The sequence below is a fragment of the Cognatishimia sp. F0-27 genome, assembly GCF_020667845.1.
Taxonomy (GTDB): domain Bacteria; phylum Pseudomonadota; class Alphaproteobacteria; order Rhodobacterales; family Rhodobacteraceae; genus JAFMPQ01.
In genome coordinates, this window is the sequence record NZ_JAFMPQ010000003.1 from 39,765 (window position 1) to 61,419 (window position 21,655).

21 protein-coding genes are annotated in these 21,655 nt (G+C 62.1%); 15 read left to right on the plus strand and 6 right to left on the minus strand.

The window, feature by feature from the left end; genetic code table 11:
- Positions 1-226 precede the first annotated feature (226 nt).
- Together J1C49_RS02500 and J1C49_RS02505 are read right to left on the minus strand one after the other, a co-directional pair.
- On the minus strand, positions 227-904 hold the full coding sequence (locus tag J1C49_RS02500) for a hypothetical protein (protein ID WP_227444223.1): 678 nt from the start codon (positions 902-904) through the stop codon (positions 227-229).
- A gap of 156 nt (positions 905-1,060) precedes the next feature.
- The gene (locus tag J1C49_RS02505; protein WP_227444224.1) at positions 1,061-1,267 is read right to left on the minus strand and encodes a cold-shock protein; all 207 of its coding nucleotides are present in this window, start codon (positions 1,265-1,267) and stop codon (positions 1,061-1,063) included.
- A gap of 255 nt (positions 1,268-1,522) precedes the next feature.
- On the opposite strand from J1C49_RS02505, the gene J1C49_RS21675 reads away from it, so the two are divergent.
- Entirely contained in the window at positions 1,523-1,657 is a 135-nt protein-coding gene (locus J1C49_RS21675; protein WP_255670569.1) for a hypothetical protein, read from the plus strand.
- A 69-nt stretch (positions 1,658-1,726) separates the two neighbouring features.
- Here J1C49_RS21675 and J1C49_RS02510 read toward each other — a convergent pair whose 3' ends face one another.
- Positions 1,727-1,963 carry a hypothetical protein gene (locus tag J1C49_RS02510; protein WP_227444225.1) on the minus strand — a complete coding sequence of 79 codons (237 nt, stop codon included), beginning with the start codon at positions 1,961-1,963 and terminating at the stop codon, positions 1,727-1,729.
- Between the two features lie 151 nt (positions 1,964-2,114).
- Here J1C49_RS02510 and J1C49_RS02515 point away from each other — a divergent pair, with 151 nt between their 5' ends.
- Positions 2,115-2,849, plus strand: a complete 735-nt coding sequence (locus J1C49_RS02515) for a Crp/Fnr family transcriptional regulator (RefSeq protein ID WP_370639365.1) — start codon at positions 2,115-2,117, stop codon at positions 2,847-2,849.
- Positions 2,850-2,904: 55 nt separating this feature from the next.
- Here the strand turns inward: J1C49_RS02515 and J1C49_RS02520 are convergent, their stop codons facing one another.
- Entirely contained in the window at positions 2,905-3,105 is a 201-nt protein-coding gene (locus tag J1C49_RS02520) for a hypothetical protein (protein WP_227444227.1), read from the minus strand.
- Between the two features lie 170 nt (positions 3,106-3,275).
- Entirely contained in the window at positions 3,276-3,692 is a 417-nt protein-coding gene (locus tag J1C49_RS02525) for a hypothetical protein (RefSeq protein ID WP_227444228.1), read from the minus strand.
- Positions 3,693-3,934: 242 nt separating this feature from the next.
- On the opposite strand from J1C49_RS02525, the gene J1C49_RS02530 reads away from it, so the two are divergent.
- From J1C49_RS02530 to J1C49_RS02585, 12 genes are all read left to right on the plus strand, one after another.
- Positions 3,935-4,210, plus strand: a complete 276-nt coding sequence (locus J1C49_RS02530; RefSeq protein ID WP_227444229.1) for a hypothetical protein — start codon at positions 3,935-3,937, stop codon at positions 4,208-4,210.
- A 36-nt stretch (positions 4,211-4,246) separates the two neighbouring features.
- A complete protein-coding gene (locus J1C49_RS02535; RefSeq protein ID WP_227444230.1) occupies positions 4,247-4,600 on the plus strand; it encodes a hypothetical protein in 354 nt (117 codons plus the stop codon).
- A 169-nt stretch (positions 4,601-4,769) separates the two neighbouring features.
- Positions 4,770-5,450 carry a hypothetical protein gene (locus tag J1C49_RS02540; protein ID WP_227444231.1) on the plus strand — a complete coding sequence of 227 codons (681 nt, stop codon included), beginning with the start codon at positions 4,770-4,772 and terminating at the stop codon, positions 5,448-5,450.
- 194 nt (positions 5,451-5,644) lie between these two features.
- The gene (locus J1C49_RS02545; RefSeq protein WP_227444232.1) at positions 5,645-6,739 is read left to right on the plus strand and encodes a DUF1611 domain-containing protein; all 1,095 of its coding nucleotides are present in this window, start codon (positions 5,645-5,647) and stop codon (positions 6,737-6,739) included.
- Positions 6,736-7,857 carry an alanine/ornithine racemase family PLP-dependent enzyme gene (locus J1C49_RS02550; protein WP_227444233.1) on the plus strand — a complete coding sequence of 374 codons (1,122 nt, stop codon included), beginning with the start codon at positions 6,736-6,738 and terminating at the stop codon, positions 7,855-7,857. The genes J1C49_RS02545 and J1C49_RS02550 overlap by 4 nt, the downstream gene beginning before the upstream one ends.
- Before the next feature lie 380 nt (positions 7,858-8,237).
- Positions 8,238-8,759 carry a hypothetical protein gene (locus J1C49_RS02555; RefSeq protein WP_227444234.1) on the plus strand — a complete coding sequence of 174 codons (522 nt, stop codon included), beginning with the start codon at positions 8,238-8,240 and terminating at the stop codon, positions 8,757-8,759.
- Between the two features lie 927 nt (positions 8,760-9,686).
- Positions 9,687-10,229 (plus strand): sigma-70 family RNA polymerase sigma factor, encoded by a 543-nt coding sequence (locus J1C49_RS02560; protein ID WP_227444235.1) that lies wholly within the window; start codon positions 9,687-9,689, stop codon positions 10,227-10,229.
- Positions 10,226-10,912, plus strand: a complete 687-nt coding sequence (locus tag J1C49_RS02565; protein WP_227444236.1) for an anti-sigma factor domain-containing protein — start codon at positions 10,226-10,228, stop codon at positions 10,910-10,912. Before J1C49_RS02560 ends, J1C49_RS02565 begins: the two co-directional genes overlap by 4 nt.
- Positions 10,913-11,056: 144 nt before the next feature.
- Positions 11,057-13,348, plus strand: a complete 2,292-nt coding sequence (locus J1C49_RS02570) for a calcium-binding protein (RefSeq protein WP_227444237.1) — start codon at positions 11,057-11,059, stop codon at positions 13,346-13,348.
- A gap of 117 nt (positions 13,349-13,465) precedes the next feature.
- Entirely contained in the window at positions 13,466-13,882 is a 417-nt protein-coding gene (locus J1C49_RS02575; protein ID WP_227444238.1) for a universal stress protein, read from the plus strand.
- A 357-nt stretch (positions 13,883-14,239) separates the two neighbouring features.
- Positions 14,240-14,902, plus strand: coding sequence for a gamma-glutamylcyclotransferase (locus J1C49_RS02580; RefSeq protein WP_227444239.1), 663 nt, complete (start codon positions 14,240-14,242; stop codon positions 14,900-14,902).
- The gene (locus J1C49_RS02585; RefSeq protein ID WP_227444240.1) at positions 14,899-15,966 is read left to right on the plus strand and encodes a dipeptidase; all 1,068 of its coding nucleotides are present in this window, start codon (positions 14,899-14,901) and stop codon (positions 15,964-15,966) included. Before J1C49_RS02580 ends, J1C49_RS02585 begins: the two co-directional genes overlap by 4 nt.
- 543 nt (positions 15,967-16,509) lie before the next feature.
- Here the strand turns inward: J1C49_RS02585 and J1C49_RS02590 are convergent.
- A complete protein-coding gene (locus J1C49_RS02590) occupies positions 16,510-19,542 on the minus strand; it encodes a hypothetical protein (protein ID WP_227444241.1) in 3,033 nt (1,010 codons plus the stop codon).
- A 299-nt stretch (positions 19,543-19,841) separates the two neighbouring features.
- On the opposite strand from J1C49_RS02590, the gene J1C49_RS02595 reads away from it, so the two are divergent.
- On the plus strand, positions 19,842-21,644 hold the full coding sequence (locus tag J1C49_RS02595) for a methyl-accepting chemotaxis protein (RefSeq protein ID WP_227444242.1): 1,803 nt from the start codon (positions 19,842-19,844) through the stop codon (positions 21,642-21,644).
- The last annotated feature ends 11 nt before the right edge of the window (positions 21,645-21,655 follow it).

Consider the following 21,655-nt stretch of genomic DNA (forward strand, 5'->3'; position numbering starts at 1 on the left):
ACCGGCGGTTGGCGGTGCCCGCAAACCGCCGGTATTATGACTATGGTCTGATTGCGCCTTCCCCGGCGCAGGGCAGCCGACGCCAGCCGCCGCGCAGCTGTGGACCCGAGGGGAGGGGGCGGGCGCTGGCTCGCCTGTCATCCGGGTGCGCGTGAAAATCGCCAAGCCCGGTTGCGCTGGCCGTCTCGTCGAAACGGCCAATCAAACCGATGGCCGGGCCATCGATTTACGTGACGATGCGCATGGCGTCGCAAAGCTCGGGGTGCATGATCCAGTTGCCGGGCTTCTGATCTTGGTCGGGATCGCCGCGATATCCGATCAGCGTGCCGCCATCCGATCCGGTCGACGGCGCGGCGGCTTCATCCTGCGACAGATAGCCGGCGATCATGCGGCCAGCGCTGGCGAGTGCTCTGTTGGCGGATGTCCGGGACTTGTAGCTGCCGGCTTCCGCAACCTTGAGCTCGGTCAACCCGTCCGTTTCGGCGAGCGACAAGGCCATCAACATGGCGCGTTGCGGTCGCGTCAGGTTTGCCGAATGGAGCGCTTCGACGTATTCGTCGGTGCTCGGCACAAGCGTCCCGGTGTGCGGATCCGTCTTGCGGTCTTCGGTCCTGCGGGCATCGCGCGCCTCGATGGCGGCATGCAATGCGGTGATCGCGGCCTCTTCGGTCTCGCCGGTTGCCTCGGCAATCAGACCGCGCGCCTGCGTCGGCGGCTTCGGGAACGCGCGGGCGATATATGTGCCTGCGAGACGTCCGGACTTGATCTGATAGCGGCCATACTCGCCGACCCGGATGGTCAGGGCGGCGTCTTTCTTGGTTTCCTTGGCCTTCGACTTCTTGGATGCTGACTTGAATATGTCGCGGCCAGCTTGCGTTCGGTGTGTTGCGATTTGCTGTGTCATCGGGCTCGTCTCCTGAGGGAACTGCGCATGGCTATTGCCTGAGCGGATAACGCTTCAGGCCAATCAGCCGCTACGGGCACAACGTTCAAACGCTGAAGAGCAGCCGGTTCCCTGGAGCAGAAGGGGGCGCTCATGACGAGCGCCCCCTTGCAAGGGTCAGGCGAGCGCGATGTTGGTTGCGCTTTCGCGGCCGTCGCGGCCAGCCTCGACATCGAAGGTGATCTTCTGGTCGTCGTTCAGGGATGTCATGCCCGCTCTCTCCAGTGCGGAGATATGCAAGAACACATCCTTCCCGCCCGTCTCCGGTGCGATGAAGCCGAACCCTTTGGAGGCGTTGAACCATTTCACTGTGCCATTGGCCATGTGAGTCTTCCTTGTCTGATCGCTGCCCGCAACATGCGGCAGCCCGGCTTCTCACAACAGTGACGAGCGCTGTGAGCCGGTGAAGGAAAACAGAAGGTCGAATGAAAGTCAGTAGCTTAATATACGTGGTGACTGCGTGGGGCTGTTACAAGGCGCACGTGTCTGATTGCCAATGTTTCCTTTGCCAAGGGGCGGTCGATCCACTAAGGCTAACAGGCTGCCGGGCTCCCCGATGGCGCGCAAAGGAAAGCTCAAATGTCGTTCAACGACTTGGCAAAGAAAGAGGCCGCCCAGAAAAAGGCCTCGCAGGAAAAACAACAAAAAGACGCGAAACCGCAGGTCGCACCCAAACAAACACCCGAAGCGGAGACAGGCTCCAGCGATCCCTAACCGGGTCGAGGTCGAGGGCCGTGGCCGGGCATTGCGGCCTCGCTTGTATCCGGCGCAAGATCTTTGGCGTCATGAACGTCTCGACAGGTTGCCGCCAAGGATGATCTCGTTGATCAGTTTGGCGGCGGCTGCATGTTTGATCCGTTCGCTTTCGGGGCCTTGGGCATTTTCATGGTGCGTTGCCGCGTCGCGCAAGATGCCCACGATCTCGCGTTCCGGAACCAGACCGCGATCGAGAAGGGCAAGGAGGAGGGCCTCGCAAACCGAGAAGGCAGCCATGCCTGCGGGGTCTCGTTGGTCTGGCATCGGCGGCAGTCCTTTTGCTTTGTCGCTTTGCGACGGGTGAGCGTATGATCGTCTCGACCACTCTCACACAAGGACCGGCGGTCCTGGCTGATCGAAAGCAGTCTGGACACGGATGAGCACCCCGAGGCGCGGTCTGGTTCGCGAGGAAGCCATGATGACCATCGAAGCCAGCCCGCTCACCCGGAAGCTTTCTGCATTTGTTGCCCTGTCCGAGACCGAGCTTGCGGTTCTCGAGCGTTTGCATCAGCGTAGAAAATCCTTCTGTGCCGGGCGCGATCTGGTCCATCAGGGCCAATCAGAGCAGGCCGCCTATATTCTGGCGGAAGGATGGGTTGTGTCCTACAAGATCCAGCCCGACGGCTCGCGGCAGATCGTGGACTTCCAGATACCGGGGGATTTTCTGGGGCTGCGCAGCGTGCTTTTGCATACGTCCGATCACGGGATCGAACCGATTGTCGATATCAAGGCTGTGGAAGTGCTGGTGAGCGATCTCCTTCAGGCCTTCGAAGAGACGCCGCGGCTGGCCACTGCCATTCTCTGGGCCGTGTCGCGCGATGAGGCGATGGTGGTTGAACATCTGGTTGGCCTGGGGCGGCGCGATGCGGATGCGCGCATGGCGCATTTCCTTCTGGAACTTGGCGTGAGGCTTTCGCTCGTGGGTATGGGAAGCCGGCAAGGTTATGCCTGTCCGCTGACGCAATATCATCTGGCTGATGCCCTGGGGTTGAGCGCCATTCACGTCAACCGCGTCCTTCGCAGACTCCGCGAAGCCGGTTTTGTCACGTTCCGGAGCGGGCAGGTTACGTTCGATGACTATGAAGGACTGGTGGCCTTGGCGCATTTCGATCCCGCCTACCTCGATCAGACACGACCTCTATTGCCGTGAGCCGGTCATGCGGGGGCAGACTGGGCGCTGTCCTCCTGCGGCACGTATAGCGGGATTACATCAGGGCGCGGCTTGCTCGCGTGAGTGCGTGATAGGCCTCTTCGTCGCGGTCGGCCTCATGGGCCCTTTCTGCGGCCTCGTAGTGTTTGAGCGCAGTGGCCTTCTTCGGCCCCTCGGGGGCCTTGTCCCAAGCAGCCTTGACCGATGCCATCTGTTTCACGGTCTGGTTTTCTTCGGTTTGGTCGTCTTCAGTCATGAAATTGCCCTTTCCTGGACGGTTCGAGAGCCACGAGATGCGAGAGGAATGACTGTCTTTTGACACGCTGCGCGGGCCGCATATCTCTCAGCGACCCGGCAGCAAGTCGGCGCCGCACGCGGCGGACCAGTGCCGCCAACCGGATCGATCGCTTTTTGTCTTGGCGTGGGTTAGCCCGTCTGCCCCAGATAAAGGATCAACGCGAGACCCACGACGGCAACGAAGGTGATCGTTGTCCAGGAGAGCGCCAGTTTTGGAGCCGTGCCGGTGCCTGTTTCGGATGATTTCAAACCGTGCCGCGCCACGCGCTTCGGCAACAGGGACACCAGCTTTGCCGCTTTGCTCTCGCTGGCCTGCGCAAGCGCGGGAATGTCGGTAATCGCTTCAAAATGCCTCGTCAGCCGTGCCTGCGCGTCCTTGCGGCTCAGATGAGACAATGCGCCGGCTTCGGTCCAGGGCTCGAGATCAAGGCGCGCAAGCGCTGACAGAACCGTAACGGGTGCGCCGTTTCTGTCTTCCCCGACTTCCGCGAAGAGAAAGGCGTCGAAGTCGCTGCCATCTGGGTGAAGGACGTCTAGGACAGACATGGGTTTCCTTTCGGCGTGAGACTGGGTCAGGGACTTGCAGGCGGGTGTCTGAAGCCACGGACCGGCGTTGTGCCTGATCCTGACAGCGTGCAAGCCGGCGGGCGCTAACCTCGATCAGCATTCAGCCCGGAATGTTCGGCTACTGTTCCCTCGACAGCCCTGCCGCGGCGCGGCTTTGCTTTCGGCGCCTGCCACGATGGCGGCCGCGAAAAGACCAGCCTTCTATTTGATGGAGAACCGGGATGCTCACGCGTTCGACCAGATCAATGGTGACGTTTCTCAACGCCTTCAAGATTGGAGACAGCGAGCGGGAGTTTCCGCCCGGCGCTTATGAAATCCTAGTCGAAGAAGAGCGTCTCACGGGGCTGAGCTTCGAGGCGTATCGACGTATCGCGACATACCTGTTGATCCGGGGACGCGGGGCGAATGCGGGTCAGACGATGATGCAAATGACCACACAGGAGGATCTGGAACGCGCACTTGCTCGCGATCGCGAGCCTCTCCGAGGTCACCAATGACAGCGAAGCGGCGCTTTCCCCGCTGGAGGACAAGACATGACAACACCTGAATGGCTGAAACCCGGTCTCTATGGCGCGCTCCTTGGTGCGGCCTTTGTCGGCATCGCGGGATTTTCCTGGGGCGGATGGATGACAGGCGGCAGCGCGGAGGACATGGCCAACAAAATGGCGCAGGAGGAAGTGATCGCGGCTCTCGTGCCGCTCTGCCTCGACATGTCCCGCGCCGATATTGACCGAATGGCCAAGCTGGCAACTATCCGCGAGGCCTCGTCGTTCAGGCGTCGCGACGCCGTCATGGAAACCGGCTGGGCAACGATGCCCGGATCGGATGGTCCGAACCGTGATCTGGCGCTGGCGTGCATCGACGGTCTCGATCTTGATGCTTCGTAATGCCCAGAACGCGCCGGCGGTTTCGGTCCGGGAGGGCATGCGCATGCTGGCGGTGCGGAGGTCCCCCGCTGCACTGTCCCGTGTGAAGAGGCTTGCGCTTCTCGTCGTCGCGCTTGTCGCGTTCGGCGCATTCGGATCACCGTCTGTCGCACAGTCTCGGGACGCTGAGATGCCGTCGAATGCGCAACCCAAAAGCTATGGCGATGGGTGGGAATGCGCGCGCGGCTACCGGCGTGAGCGCGATGCGTGCCTTGCGGTGATCGTTCCGGAAAACGCCTACGCAACGAACCGGAGCTACGGGTTGGGCTGGGAGTGCATGCATGGGTATCAGCCGGCCAATGGCTCGGCCTGTCTCGCAGTCGAGGTGCCCGAAGGCGGATATCTCGATCCGTCGGGGCAGAGATGGCAGTGCCTTCGTGGCTACAGGAAGGTTGACGACCTGTGCGTCGAGATCGACTTGCCCCAAAACGCCTATCTGGCCGACAACACCTATGGCTCCGACTGGCTGTGTGATCGGGGTTATGAGGTCACGGGCGACACATGCAGTGCCGTTGCGGTGCCCGAGAATGCCTTTCTGAACGACGACGGATACGGGATACCTTGGACATGTGAGCGCGGGTATTTCGCTCGCGGCGATAGCTGCGAGCCTGTTGCCGTTCCGGAGAACGCGTATTTCGACGATGCGAGCTATGGTCCCGGCTGGAAATGCAAACGTGGCTTTGCCGCGTCTGACATCGGCTGCACGGAGATCGACCTGCCCGACAATGCGCATCTCGACAGATCGGGCAACCGGTGGGTGTGCCACAAGAATTTCCAGCAATCACAGGGGCGTTGCGTCCTGAACCAGTGACGCGCGCAATCCGAATATGAACGCGGCTACCCTGTCCGAACGCGCCACTAGGTCGGAGCCGGACAAACCCGCATACCAGAGGAAAAGCCATGGATTCGAACAAATCAGAAGACCCGACGACACAGCTGTCGACAATGGGGCCGCAACCGCCCCCGCGCACATCCGCATCCCGTTGGTCTCGGACAAGGAAGGCTGTGACACGAGCCGTGCCCACGGCCATTGTCTATTGTGAGGGAAACTTCGGGCAGATCGATGGCAAGACAGCAAACGGGCTTGTTCGTCACAGTCAAGCCTACCGCATCGTCTCCGTCATAGACAGCCGCCTTGCAGGCTGTGACAGCGGTCAGGTGCTGGACACCGAAAGCAATGGGATCCCCATTGTTGAAGATCTCGAGGCTGCGGTCGCGCGTGACGTGCAAGCCCCCGATACGATGATCTATGGGATGGCACCCTCGACCGAGAAGATGTCACCGGCAGATCGGCAGGTTGTGTTGAAAGCAATCGCGCTTGGCATGAACGTTGTCAGCGGTCTGCACGAATATCTTGGCGACGATCCCGAGATCTCGGCCTGCGCCGCAAGCGCCAATGTAACGATCCGCGATATCCGAAAACCCCGGCCAATCAAGGACATGCGGCTGTTTGACGGAAGCGTATCCGAGGTAAACGCCATCCGTATTGCCGTGCTGGGAACGGATTGCGCCATCGGCAAGCGCACGACCGCGACCGTTCTGGCCAAGGCGTTGAACGCGCTTGGCATCAAGACGGTTCTTGTGGGCACAGGTCAGACCGGGCTGATGCAGGGCGCACAATATGGGGTCGCCTTGGATGCCGTCCCGCCGCAGTTTTGCTGCGGTGAACTCGAACGCGTGATTGTCGCGGCGTCGCGCGGCGATGACCCGGATGTCATCCTGATCGAAGGGCAAGGTGCGCTCAGCCATCCTGCCTTTTGCACATCGGCGTTCATTCTGCGCGGCAGCCAGCCGCATGCCGTCATTCTGCAACATGCGCCCAAGCGTGCCCATCGCTGTGACTTTCCCGATATGCGGATGCCTGAGCCGAAAAGCGAAATGACCCTCATCGAGGCGTTTTCCGACACGCGGGTGATTGGTATCACGATCAACCACGAGTCGATGACGGACGCCGAACTCGGGGATGCAATCGACAGTCTTTCGCGCGATCTCGGCGTTCCGGTGACGGACGCATTGTCCCGGCCAGAAATGCATTTGCTCGACATGGTGCTCGACGCCTTTCCGCAGTTGCGGCCCATGCCCGTGGTGGCCGCGGAGTGACTGCGCCGCGTGTGGAAATCGATCTGACAAAGATCGAGGAAAACGCCCGTTGTCTTGTCGATCGCCTTGGCGCTTACGGGATTTCGGTCACCGGCGTGACCAAGGGGGTTTGCGGCCATCCTGACGTCGCCGGGGCAATGGTGGACGGCGGCGTTGCCGGTCTGGCAGACGCACGTATCACTAACATCGTTCGGATGCGGATGGCGGGGATCACGTGCCCTGTTTCCATGCTTCGTGCGCCGATGGCGAGCGAGCTGGAGGCGGTCATCCGGCATTGTGACACGAGCTATAACACAGAGATGGACACGATCCTGAAGCTTGGTCTGGCAGCCGAGAAACGGGGCGCCTCGCAAGACATAATCCTGATTGTTGAAATGGGCGATGGGCGTGAAGGCATTTTGCCGGAGGCACTCAATGACTTCGCCACACTGGTCATCGCGACACCGTGGGTTGCTCTCAAAGGCATTGCAGCAAATTTTGCCTGCATGGGCAGCGTGGCACCAACGGCGGCTGACATGATCACGCTCTCGCGACTGGCCGACAGTGTCGAGGGAGGCTGCGGGCCTTTTGTTGATCTTGTGTCAGGAGGTGGCTCGGCCAATGTTCCGTGGGCTCTCGGCGAGCACACAGCATGGCGGGTCAACAACCTGCGATTGGGCGAGGCGATCCTGTTGGGGCTCGATCCGGTGACAGGCAGGCCGATCGACGGGCTACACACGGACGCGTTCGCCCTTTTTGCCGAGGTGATCGAGGCGAGGGGCAAACCCGGCACGATACCGCATGAAACAACGCCTCCCGACCTTGGACCTCTCAGGATCGTTGGGCAGGATAATCCCGGGACCCGCGTGGTCCTTGCGGTCGGGCAGCAGGATACCGATGCTGGCGACCTGACATTTCCCTCCGGATTTACGTTTGTCGGCGCGACAAGCGACCACACCGTTGTTGACACGGGCCAATCCGTCATGCCCGTCGGGTCCGAGATGAAAATGGGCATGCGCTACGGCGCTCTTATGCGCGCGATGAGCGCCCGGGATGTGGCCAAGGCCGTTCACGGCAAGCGAGACATGACCACACGTGCCAAGGATCACGACCCCCCTCCCTTTCTGACATTGGTGTAGCATTCACGATCACCGACCGGGGGCGGCTGCATGACATGTCTCGCGCATGTGATTGAAACCGGGCATGGCACCGGGTTTGGCGGCTGTCACACCCTGTCGAATTTGTCTGACACGCCACGCCCGATGGCGTCTCAGAAATTTTCGCGGAAAGCCCCTGAAGGATGAAGTGCAGGTCTTTGTGGGACCTGAAGATCCGGGCCTTTGGCACGCCTCCATCAAACCCTGCGGGACCGTCAAAAACAAAAACCGGGTGACACGGGATTGCGGACATATCCGCCGAAGCCGGGGCTCCGGCCGCGGAATGATCCTGCGGCATGCACCAAAAATGGCTGGCTTGGCTCCATGTCGGGGACAGCGGCTCAATTGAAAGGATTTCCCCCATGGGCGATCAAACAATGAAGACCATCGCGGTTTTTGACCGGTCGTTCAGGCTGCCCGGCTTCGATGAAACGCTTCCCGCCGGTGAATATGATATCGAGACGGAACTTGTCTCACCGCCGGATCATAGAGATCCGGACGCGTGGAAGGCGGCGGTTATCGTCAACCTGCATCCGCGCATGTCCCATCCCGGTTTGACGCGGAGCTTGTCCGTGTCGCTGGTCGATCTCGACCAAGCCCGGGCAAAAGACAAACTGTCCGGGAAGGACCTCTCCGGGATTTTCCTTGATGAAATGCTCGCAGACCCGATGGTGAAACTCGTTATGCAGGCAGATGGGGTGTCGGAGGCCCAATTGCGCCATCTCTACTCGGGATCACGCACGACAAGATCCGACATGGATGGTCGTGATGCCGGGATCACAAATGAACGGGCGCAGGCATCCTTGCGAGACGAACCGGAAAGCCGGGAGACCGGAGATGAACGGCCTCCGCGTCGACCGCGCAAGTCATCCGGTTCCGAATGATGTTGGAAACGCGGTGTCCGTGACCAGACGTGGGCAGGGTTTGGATGCACGCATCAAGCCGAGGGTATCCAGTCGGAAGAGCCCCGCCACGCGCGCGCCGGTGTCCGGGACCCACATGCCCGCCATCACAGTCGTTCGGTGCAGGCTCTCGGCCCGTGACTGGTGTCCGGCTATCGCCATGAGGTCTTGAGAATTGGCTTGGAACGGCCGGCAGGGCCGCCACGTCCGAACGGATCGATCTCTTCGTTGCCCGGGCAGGCTGGATCCCGTGTGAACCGACGCACAGAACCGGTGGATGGGACACGCTGTGACCAATGGCGGGTGCCCGAGGGATGGCTGATGCTGGCGTGTTCCCAAAGGCGCATGCGGGGAAAGCGGCGCGAGCAAATCGTTGAAAACCAATAGCCGCACGGTCCACATCCCTAAAGGCCATACCGTCCCGTTGGCATTCCGCAAGCCGCCGGTTCCCTTTGCCGGACCTGTGTCGTGATGCGCCGGGTTTGGGGCGTGAAACTTTTGCGAGACCGGACTCGTGACTTCCAGACCGGGCCGCAGAGGAGGCCGCAGGAGCAAAGGATGGATCATGCTTCCAAGACTGACACAAACGGCAGGGAGGGCGATGCCGCGCAGCCCGCGGTGCGTGGTTTGCCCTGATCAGGCGACCACATTGAGACCGGGCGGATCGCCTCGAGCGGTGAACGGAGCGCGCCCCGCGAACACGGCGCAGTCAGGCCGCATTGGCCCAGAAGCAGACGCGCGCGCCTTTGGTCGGAGCGGTGTTGCCGGCGTGCAGTGCAATGCAGCCCCGGTTTCGCCGCAGGTTTTCTCGCCGTACAATGGATTGTGTCCGGCGAACGCATTGCCGGGGCGCCTCCACTGTGTCACCACTTTGGTAAAGCGCCCTGACCCAACGAGTGATCTTGTCCCGTGCCCGACAGAGCCGAAATCGAAAACCTGATCGCGCGGGTGTCACTGGGGGACAGGGCGGCCTTTGCTGCGCTTTATGACGCAACCAGCGGCAAGCTTTTCGCGATCTGCCTGTCCGTCCTGAAAAACCGCCCGGAGGCGGAGGACGCATTGCAGGATGTCTACTTGCGCATCTGGCACAAGGCGGACCGCTACGCCGTGACCGGCCACAGCCCGATGACATGGCTCATCACGGTGGCGCGCAACCTGTGCATCGACCGGCTTCGGGCGCGCCGGTCCGGGCAGGTCGCACTGGACGATGCGGGACCGATCGCCGAGTCGCGGCCCGGTCCGGAAGCCGTGAGCGTGGCAGCGTCTGAAAGCCGCCGGATCGCGGCCTGCTTCGAACAATTGCCGCAGGATCGTGCGGCGGCGGTGCGCGCGGCCTATCTCGAAGGCGCAAGTTATCAGTCTCTCGCGGCTCGGTTTGACGTGCCGCTCAACACCATGCGCACATGGTTGCGCCGCAGTTTGATTTCTCTCAAGGAGTGTCTGTCGACATGAGCGCGCCGCAGGATATCCCGGAAGACGAGGCGCTGGCCGCCGAATATGTCTTGCGCCTGCTGGAGCCGGAGGCAGAGCGTGCCTTTGCCGCGCGGCTCGACCGGGAGCCGGCGCTGCTCGAACTGGTGCGGTTCTGGGAGGCGGAGTTTGCGCCGTTGGCGGACACACAGCCGGACGTGCCGCCGCCGCCTGCGCTGCGCAAGGCGGTGCTGGAGCAGGTGGCGGGCGAGCCGGCCCCGCGCAAGCGTATGTGGGTGTTCGGCTGGCTCGCCTTGCCATCGCTTCTTGCATTGGCGGTGGCCGCTTTCCTTGTGGTCGGACCAACCCTGCGCGAGCCTGTTTTTGATCCGGCGTTCCACGCATCGCTTGCATCGGAGGACGGTGCCGTGCGGATCGAAGCGGGATATGCGCCGGACGGGATGCTCTTCAAGGTCATCCGCGAGGCCGGGGCTCCGGCTACGGGGCGCGATTTCGAACTTTGGGTGATCGGACCCGAAGCGGCTGCGCCGGTGTCGCTCGGGCTTGTGCCGGAGGGTGAAGAGATCACTTTCGAAGTGGCTCCCGAGATCGCGGCCCTGATTGCGGGCGGCGTCCTCGCGCTTTCCGATGAACCGGCTGGCGGTTCGCCGACCGGCGCGCCAACAGGTGCCATCCTCGCGACAGGCGCGTTCGTTGACGTCTGAGCGCTGGGCGCCAATAGGCGGCCAAAGCGCTGAAATCATTAGAATTTGGTGAATTGGACACCCGCGTGTAGTCTGAAACCGGGGCCGTGTGACGTGTCTGACGGTGCGGTCCCGCGAGAAATGATTGCTTCGGGGGATTGCGTTATGGTTTGGATTGCTTCGGTCGCAGGAGCGACGGATCATATGTTCGATGGGGGCGTCGAGGGGTATTTCCAGCTCAACGGCCTTGGTCAGGCGGCGCAGACGCCGGTCAACGTGATCCCGTCGACGGGCGCCATTCCGGGGCTTGAATTCCTGTCGAGTGCGCTTCCCGGACGGGTCGCTTTCGGCGTTTCCAACAATTCCGGGCGCATCGTTTTTGAAGGCAACAACCTGACGATCGGCACGGCGACGCTGCCCAACGGCACGGCGCTGCCGGTGCTGACCGGGGGAACGCTCACCTCGTTCAGCTACTACGACAACAGCCTGTTGCGCAGTGTCCAGGAAAACGGCGGCGTGATTGATCCGGTGTTGTTCCTGCCACAGAACCTGAACCTGACCGTGCGGTTCGACGTGCCCAACATCCCGGCCGCGAGCCTGTCGAACGCGGTTGTGCAGAGCTATCAGGCGGGCAGCTTTGGCCCGCTCGCGCAGTTCTTTTCGCAAGATGCGGTGATCTTCAACGGCTCGGACGGGTCGAACCAGATCGGCGGGACGCTTGGCAACGACCTGATCCGGGGCAATGGCGGTCTGGACATCCTGTCGGGCGGGCCGGGCAACGATACGCTGGATGGCGGATTGGGCACTGATGGCATGGATGGCGGCGAGGGCAGCGACACCTATCTGCCTGGTCCGCGCGATCCGTCGTCACCGGTGGGCGACAGCGTGTCCGACAGCGGCACCAACCCCAACGATATCGATACGCTGAGCTATGAAAACGCCACCGGACCTGTGGTGGTCGACCTGAATTCGCTCGACGGCGACCAGAGCGCGGGCTGGGCGCGCGGCGTGATCGCCAGCGGGATCGAACGCGTGGTCGGCTCGGTCTTTGACGATGTGTTGATTGGCACGGACCTGCCGCAATCCATTCAGGACACGCCCGCCGACACGCTTGTGGGCAATGCCGGCGATGACACGCTGTTTGGCCTTTCGGGCAGCGATTTCCTGCAGGGCGGTCCCGGGTTTGACCAGCTGGTCGGGGGTCCGAACGGCGAGATCCGGGGGCCGGGGCCGGGCGATGTGGCAGTATTCAACGCGTCCAGCGCCGAGATTGACAAATACATCCTCGCGGATGGCTCGATCCTGATCCATGCGCCCGGCGGCGGCGTCGACCAGCTTTTCGAGATGGAGTTTCTCGGTCTGACGGATGGGATCTTCAACCTGTTCAACTTCCCGATCTCGCAGCAATTTCTGCGGTTTGGTGACAACCAGGACAATACGGTCCTCGGGTCTTTCGGCGACGATCTGTTGTTCGGGCGTGGCGGGAATGACGTTCTGTCAGGGGCCGAGGGCGACGACTCCATGGATGGTGGCGCCGGGAGCGATCAGCTCAATGCGGGCGACGGGCGCGATACGGTGATTGGCGGCACCGGGAACGACACGCTTCGCGGTCTCGAAGGGTTCGATACATTGCTGGGCGGGGCGGATAACGATCTGCTTCAGGGCAATGCGGGGAACGATCTTTTGCTCGGCGAGGACGGCGATGACGACCTTCAGGGCGGGATCGGCTTTGACACCATGAATGGCGGTGCCGGCAATGACAATCTGCTCGGACGGGACGGCTTTGACTCGATGCTCGGGGGGGCGGGCGCCGACGTTCTCGAAGGCAACAATGGCAATGACGTGATGCGCGGCGGCGACGGTAACGACAGGATCGAGGGCGGTCTGGGAGCGGATACCGGAGAAGGCGGCCCCGGTGCGGATACGATCATCGGGCTTGGCGGCGCCGACCGGCTTGTGGGCGGCACAGGGGATGACGCGCTCAACGGCAACAACGCCAACGATCTGCTTTTTGGCCAGGATGGCAACGATACCTTGCTCGGCGGGTTCGGTTTCGACAGCCTGAACGGCGGCGCGGGCAACGACCTGCTGCAGGCGGGCAACGGCTTTGATACGCTGCTCGGCTCTGACGGGAACGACGTGCTTGAGGGCAATTCCGGAAATGACCGGCTCTATGGCGGGCGCGACAACGACACGTTGCGTGGCGGGCAGGGGGCCGACACCTTTGTGTTGCTGGTGGGAGCCGACCACGACCGGATCAGCGATTGGGGCACGGCCGACCGGCTGGAACTCGATGCGGATCTGCTGAACGAGGCAAACCCCACACCGCAGGATCTGCGTGGATACGCCTCGCTCAATGGCAATGGTGATCTCGTTCTGACCTTTGGCACGGACTCTCTCACCTTCAACGGGATCGGCGGGCTCGGGCCGATCCTCGACGATGTCACATTCATCTGACAAGCGCCGGGTCGGGCAAGAACGGCGCGCGGAGGCAAATGCGCGCTCTTGATCGGGGTCAAGGCCGGTCTCCGGGTGGTGCGCTAGCGTCAGGGGATAGAAAAAGGGAGAGACGCCATGACATCAAGAATTCTCGTACCTGTTGACCTCGACCATGCCGAAAAGCTTGAAAAGGCTTTGGATCTGGCTGCGAAATTCGCCAAAGAGGACGGTGCCACCGTGATCTATACCGACGTCGTGGACGCCGTCCCGACAACGTCGCCGATCACCGAAGGGGAGCGCATGGCCGACCGTCTGAAGAGGTTTGTCGACGTCCAGCGCACCAAATACGGCATCGACGGCCAGGCGCATGTGGCGCTGCGCGGCGATCTCCATCTCAATGTGGGGGCGGATATCATCAAGGCAGCCAAGGACACCGATTGCACCCTGATCGTGATGGCCAGCCACGTGCCGGGCATCAAGGAGCACTTCCTGTCCTCCAACGCAGGCTATGTGGCGTCACACGCGCCGGTTTCTGTCTACGTGGTGCGGTGACGGGCAAGCCTTCGAGGGGCGCCGTGCCGGGGGGGCGGACGAACTGAGCGCGCTTTCGACCCCATGTTCGCGGCCATTGCCGCGGTTCGGTGCGCTGCTTGTGCGCGATGCACGAGCCACGCTTATGCTCTTGCAGCGATGCAATCCCCGGCCCGCGTGCAGGCGCGCGGCTGCGGGACATCGGCGCTTGGGCAAACTGGACTTGCTGTAAGGGATGTTGCACCGTGCGCCAACGGGGCAATTTACAACAAGGCGTATCAATCATTGGAAACGGACCCATTTGCGCATCACCCGGAGCTTCGGAGCAGGATAGCGGATCCCGAAAACTCTTTTTTTCGCACGTTCAGCGTCGACAGGATGATTGCGCAGTTCCCGCAGCTCGAAGAGCACCGCGATTGGGCTTTCAGCGACGCGAAACGAGAGGCGCTGCGTGCCGAGGCGCTCGACGGGCACAGCGGCGATCTTTGGGTATTTGGATATGGGTCGCTGATGTGGGATCCTGCGCTCCGGTTCACAACGGTGCGCCGGGCGCATCTGCGCGACCATGCACGGCGCATGATCCTCGTGGATTGGCGCGGTGCGCGCGGGACAGCGGACGCGCCCGGGCTGATGGCAGCGCTCGATCACGGGCCGGGATGCCACGGGCTGGTTTTCCGTATCGCGGAGGCGGATGTCGACCGTGAGACGGAGATCCTGTTCCGACGCGAGATGATTGCGCCGGGCTATCACGCGCGCTTTGTCACGGTGGATATTGACGAGGCTCCGGCCCGGGCACTGGCATTTGTGGCCGATCACACGGTGGATGATATCAAGCCCGAACTCAGCCGCGCGGAGCAGATCCGGTATATCGCGCATGGCGCGGGCTTTCTCGGGACCAGCCGGGACTATCTTCTCAACATCGTGGAACATTTCGAGACGCTCGGGATCCATGATCCGGAGTGTTCGGAGTTGTTGGGCGCGGTTGATGCCTATCTTGAAACGCAGGACCGGGCGGCCTCCGGCGCGGAGACCTTGCGATGACCGCTCCCATCGCGTTTTTCGACGGGCATAACGACTTCTTGCTGCGCTTGATGAAATCGCCTGCGCCGCGCGAGGAAACCTGGCTCGGGTCCGGACGGGCCGGGCATCTCGATCTGGCCCGCATGAAGGAGGCGGGGTTTGCCGGCGGGCTGTTTGCGATCTTCGTTCCGCCGGTCTCGGACGGACCGCCGCCCGATTTCAGGGCATTGATGGCCGAGCCGCCCTACGCGATACCGACGCCGCCGATGATGGATCACCCAACAGCCCAGCCCTACGCCCTGACCATGGCGGGATTGATGCACTGGATGGCCCGGGCGGCGCCGGATGACTTCCGGGTGTGCCGAACGGTTGACGAGATCCGCGCAGCGATGGCGCAGGACGTGATCGCAGGGGTCATGCATCTTGAAGGGGCGGAAGCCATCGGGCCGGACCTCGATGCGCTCTACCTGTTTCACGAAATGGGTCTGCGGTCGCTCGGTCCGGTCTGGAGCCGGGATACCGTGTTTGGCTACGGTGTGCCGATGGCCTTTCCCGGCGGCCCGGATACCGGTCCGGGATTGACCGAGGCGGGCAAGGATCTTGTGCGGCTCTGTGCCGACATGGGCATCATGATCGATCTGTCACATCTCAATGAAAAAGGGTTCGACGACGTCGCGGCGCTGACCGATGCGCCGCTTGTGGCGACCCATTCCAATGTGCACGCACTCTGTGACAGCCCGCGAAACCTCACCGACCGGCAGTTGCACATGATCCGAGAGCGCGGCGGGATGGTGGGGCTCAACTTCGCCACGTTTTATCTCAATGCCGACGGGCGCGCGGATACCGGAACCGGTTGGGACGTCATGCTGCGCCAGATCGATTATCTGATCGAAGAAGTGGGCGAGGCGCATATCGGGCTGGGATCGGATTTCGACGGCTGTGTCCTGCCGGATGTGATCGGGGATGTGACCGGCGTTCCGGCGCTTTTTGACGCCATGCGCCGGAACGGGATCGACGAGCCGATGCTCACGCGTTTTGCCCGCGAGAACTGGCTCGCCTGCCTGGAGCAATGTTTGGCGACCTGAGAGACCGTGCCGCTCCTCGCGCCGGGCAGGAGCCGGCGCGCGTCGCCTTGTCCCGCTCGGGCGACGCGCGCCGGCGCGCTTGTGAAGGCTGGGGCACCGGGAAGGCGCCCACGGAGTTTTCCAGCGCTTGCGCGCGGACCAGACCGTGGTGCGCCAGCCTCATGCCCTCGTTGCAGCGGCGGACCCGGTAGCCGCCTCAAGCCCTTGGACAGCAAGGACCGGCGATCGTGTTCAATCCCCGGCATCACGGGCGGGTTTTCCCTTTGGACCGCAGGGCCGCATGGAGCCGCCGCCCGGTCCGCGGCAATGGTCCAGCCCAATGTCGAGCGTGCGAAGCGCCGCTGCGGTCGGGTGTCAATCGTGGTCCGGCGGCGACGGCGCGCAATCGCGCATGCCGCTCGGCGGCGCGGGGAACAGGAGCGCGCGGTCGACGGCCCCGGTGAGCTCTGCGGATCCGGACGCGGGATCTGTGTCCAGCCTGGAGGAGCGCTTCTGCCGCCTGCGCGGGACGGGCGGGGGCAGACCCGACCGACCAGGTCGTTCTCAGGGCAGGCTGGCGGTATCGCCCTGGATCCTCAGCTTCCAGTTCTCGATCAAGGTGCCTTCGGTTTTCAGCCGGCTGGCGAGGTAATAGAGCCGCTGCGTTGCAGGGCCGTCCGGCGCGGTCTCGAAGCGTTGCTTCAGGTAGTAGGGAGGAATTGCCTGAGAGTAGAGCGTGGCTGTCACGGTCACCGTTTGCGGATCGGTGCCCGCAGGCAGGGTGACGCGATAGGTCAGGCTGTCCTTGCCCGCCATGATCCCTGCGTCCGCGGCCGCTCGCCCTTCGGGCATCGTGGCCTTCATGAATGCGGCGGTGACCGCGGAGGGGCCGAAGCGTTTGATGAAAGCGTCGCTGCCGGGTTCGGCCGCGCCCCATGGCAGGAGACGGTTGTCTTTCGGATGGTAGACACGGTGCACAAAGCTGGAGGTGAACTCCTTCTGGGCGTTCTGGGTGAGCTCTTCGTAAATCTGAACCTCGGTTTGCGCATCGATCAGGTCGTAATGCGGCTGGTAGAGCGCTTCCGTTGCGCCGGGGGGGACCACATCGAGGAATTCCGTGTCGAGCGGCGCACCATCCGGGCCAACGATGACGCCCGCAGCGTTAGTGCAGCCCGAGCACCAGATCTGTGCGCCACTGGCGTCCGTCACACGCAGTTCGAGAAAGGCGCGGCGGAAGCCGACACCCGAGGGCAACCGATGGCCCGTCTTGTTATCGACCGTGACCACCGCTTCGAGCACCTGACCATCCGGGTTCGTGACGCTTTCGATGGTGACATCGGCGGTTTCATCGCGCGCCTGCAGTGCCATGGTATCCAGTGAGAGCTGCGCGCCATTGGTTGCGTAGGTCATCGGGTCCTTGGCCCCGAGTCCCATTTCCTCGTCGAACTGCGACAACATCTCGACCATGAAAGCGTTGAGCCCGACAAAATTGTGCCGTTTGTAGCTGTCGCGCACGGGCACGTCGATCTCGTCATGGGGCAGGGAGTGGAACACTTCGGGAAGGTTGGCGTCCTGGATCGTGGCGATCTGGGTGGTTAGGCTGTCGATCTTGACCGTTCCGTCCGGCGTCTCGAAATTCCGCTTCATGTGGCAATCCTGGCAGGATTGCGCGGTGCCGGGATCGGCATATTGGCTGTTTTGCCATTCGAGGAAGGTCGCTTGCTCGATGGAGTGCTGGAACTTGACCAGCGGCTCGCGATAGGTGGCGCCAACCGTATCGGAAAGGAAGGTGACGGCGTTCTGTGCGGCCTCGTTCAGGATTGCCTGTTCGGCGGCGGTGAAGCCCGGAAGCGGCGTTCCGGGATCCGCATCCACATTGGGCAGGTTGATGGTGTGGCAGGCGCCGCACATCTCGCTGTCTGAGATGTAGTCGCTTTGCATGGGAGTGATCCCGAGCGCGTTTTGCATCGGTTTCTGCAGCACGTCGTCATAGGGCCCGACCAGCGTATCTGCGGGGGTCATGCGAAAAACCCCGGTGGTCCCGTTCATCAGATATGTGTCGAGCTTGTTGTAATCGGGCTGTCCCTCGGCGCGTTCGGGCGGCGCGATATGATGACAGACCGCGCAGGAGATGCCCTCGCGCGCAAGATTGCCGTATTCGTGATAGGGAAAGCTGCCATCCGCGATCTGACGGTCTTTTTCGTCCTGTGTAAGCGGGGTGTGCAGCAGGGTGTAGGACATCTTGAAATCATTGCCATCGAGGCCGAGGTCCGGCTTCGCGTGGGCGTCTATCTCAAGCTGACGCTGGCCCATCGCGCCGTGACAGGACAGACAGGTTGTGCCCAGATTGGCGGAGAGTTCCCCCGCACCCGCCGCCTCAAGCAAGGCAAATTCGGATTCGAGCTGGGCATAGAAGATCGGGTCGCGCCCCGCGAGCCCCATGGGCGACCAACGCCATTCGCCATATTCCGATATGTTGTAGCCCGCGCCATATTCTGCGCCGTCCTTGACGAACATCGTGACCCCGGATGGCGCGCCGCCCAAGCCGCCGTGACAGCCGACGCAATTGTCGGATGTCAGGAAGTGCTGGGTGTCGTCGGGGCGTGGAGGAACGGCGTCGAGCCATTCGCTTGGCAGGGTCTGCAGCTTGGAGCGGGGGATGTCGATGCCGCCAGTCGCCGGGAACATTGCCGCAAAGGTGGGGTTTACCGCGACCGGCGACGCCTTGGCCGCCGCGGCATGGGCCGCACGTTGCGTCGCAGGATCGTGCGCATCGCCGAGATAGCTTTTGATCATGTCCGGGAGCGTGGCGCCGAAGGCGGGCTTTTGGGCGTCGGGAAGGTCACGCCAGCTTTCGTCAATGCGAAAGACCAGAGGCTCGCCGGGATAGCCCTCGATATTGGCCAGCGCGGAAAAGATGAGCTCTTCGGCGGCAGAGGCGTGGCAGCGCATGCACATGCCGTCGCCCGCGGCTGCGAGCGGTGGGCTGAATGGCGGCTCGAACCTGTCGATAACCGGTTTGCGCGCCTGCATGTCGGTCTTGTTGGCGAAGTAGACGGAGGCAAAGAACCACCCCCCGTGAGACACGGCGCTGTCCTTGACCAGCACCGTCCAGTTCAGCCCGCCGCTCTCATAGGCATATTGCGCCATTTCGGCATCGATGCGCGCGGCATCACCCGGGAATTTGGAAACCAGTTCAGCGTGATAGGCGTTGTAGGGGCCCGATGGTGGGGTAACCATCTCCTTGATCACGATGGCGCCATCGGCGATCTCGCCTGTCCGGCCACCTTCGAGCCAGGCAATGATTTCGGGGGAGTAATACATGCGCACTGCGGGATGAATGCCGAAGCTCATGTTGAAAACAAACGGCCCCGTGTCGCGCCAGCTTTTGTCACGCTTCCAGCCGAGTTGCTCATAGCGGCGATTGGCGATCCACGGAAAGAGCAGGTCTTCGTAGTCGATCAGAGGCATGGTGCTGGGGAGCGGCAAGTCGGCGGGACGCGCCTGGCCGGATTGCGCTTGTGTAAGTGCGGGCAGGACCAAGAGCAGCAAAGGGGCAAGTGCCGGAAAAAGACGTGCAAGGAGCCGCATGATCATGTCCGATTCAATTTAGAGTGGTAAATTTGCGTTTACTATCGCTCAAAAAGAGATTCGTGTGAACCAAAACATCGTGGCCTTGCGGTCGGGCCCTGGGTGACGCTGGGTCTGGCCAAATTCAAACGGCGAGAGCTGTCACTTGTCGGTCTTGACTGGCGGTCATCGGCGTTTTCGGCGCCGTGGGCGGAAAACCGGGGCTTAACCAATGTTCGGGGGTTTTCTCTTTCGATCCATGTCTCGTAACGGATTTTTCAGGTTCATGCGGTTACCTGCGCGCAGGTTTCTGGTGCAGGTGGCTCATGAAAAACGCATTCAACAGATTGGATTTACAGATTGGACTTGGTGTCGGCATGCTCCTGTGCGGACTGGCGCTTGGATTGTTCGCTGTCCTGTTCAATCAATCGCGCAATGCCCTGATAGACGCGGCCGAAACGCGACAAACCATGTCGATCAAGATCCTTGTCAATGAAATGGCGCAAGTGCAGGATTTTGCGGTGGAAACGGATGTAAACGGTGACGTCGTCAAGCTGACTGCGCCGTCCATTGTCGAATTCGAGAGCCACGAATTGATCGATACCGTGGGGGCGATCTCCGGCGAGACGGCCACCGTGTTTGTCTGGGACCCGGCGCAGTCGGATTTTGTGCGTCGGACGACCAACATCATCAAGGACGATGGCCAGCGTGCGGTGGGGACGGTGCTGGGGCAGGCGAACCCTGTTTATGCGGCGATGCTCGACGGTGACGTGTTTCGTGGAGAGGCCGTTATTCTTGGCAAGGAATACTTCACAATCTATGTGCCGGTCTTCACGCCCGCGTCTGAGCCGTTGGGTATCTTCTATGTCGGCGTTGCCAAGGCGGATTTGACAGCCGCCATTTCCGGGATGCGGCTCAAGGGCTTGCTGACATCGGGTGCCGGGCTCATGCTGGCGCTTCTCCTGACCGTCATTGCCTTGCGTTTCATGCTCCGTCCGATCAAGGGGCTTGAGAATGCGGTCAATGCCATCGGGGATCAGAAATTCGAAACAGAGGTGCCGCATACCCATCGCCGGGATGGCGTCGGCGCGGTTGCGCGCAGTGTCGACCAGTTTCGTGAGAAACTTCGGCAGGCGGCTGAAGCCGAAAGCATGAGCAAGGAAAAGCGCGCACGACAGGATGCCGCCATTGCCCGGCTTCAAGAGGGAATGGAGTGTTTGGCGAGCCGAGACCTTTCCCATCGTATTGGCCCCGATGCCGGGTTTCCCGAAGAATACGAGGGCTTGCGCAGGGATTTCGATACGGTGGCCGAAAGCCTCTCCGAGGCAATGGGAGAGATTGCCAGCGTTTCGGAAAACTTGCGCGGCTCTGCGGGGCAGGTTGGGGCGATCTCGTCGGATTTGTCGCGCCGGGTCGAACAACAGGCCGCAACGCTCGAACAGACGGCAGCCGCTCTCGAAGAACTGAACCGCAGTGGGCAGAGCGTCTCCGAACGCGTGCGGGAAGCGGACAGTCTTGCGGCGCGCAGCACGGACGTATCGCGCCGCAGCGGCGAACAGCTTGACGAGGCCGTGGCGGCGATCGGTCAGATCGAAAAGGCCTCTGAGGAAATCGATACGATTGTCGACCTCATCGAGGATATCGCGTTTCAGACAAACTTGCTCGCCCTGAATGCCGGGGTCGAGGCCGCGCGCGCTGGCGAGGCCGGCAAAGGCTTTGCGGTGGTCGCCACCGAAGTCAGAAGCCTCGCTCAACGGGCATCGGACTCCGTTGGCGAAATCCGTGGCCTGACACAAGACAACATCAAGCAGGTTTCCGAAGGCTCGCGGCTTGTTGGGGTGACGGGTGACTCGATCCGGGCGGTATTGGCCCAGATCAACGATCTGGGCGGCTTGGTGTCCGATATCACATCCGAAGTGCAAAGCCAGATCCAGGGTCTGAGCGAGATAAACGCCGCCGTGCGCGAGTTGGACACGGCGACACAAAAGAGCGCCGCCGTCGCCAACACGGCGGATCGCGAAAGCGGCGGCCTGAAGGGCGAAGCCGAACGGCTTGCGCGTACGGTGGCCAATTTCAGGATTACCGGCTCGGATGCGCCGGACAACCGCTTGGCCATCGCGGCGGAATAAGCGGGTGCGTC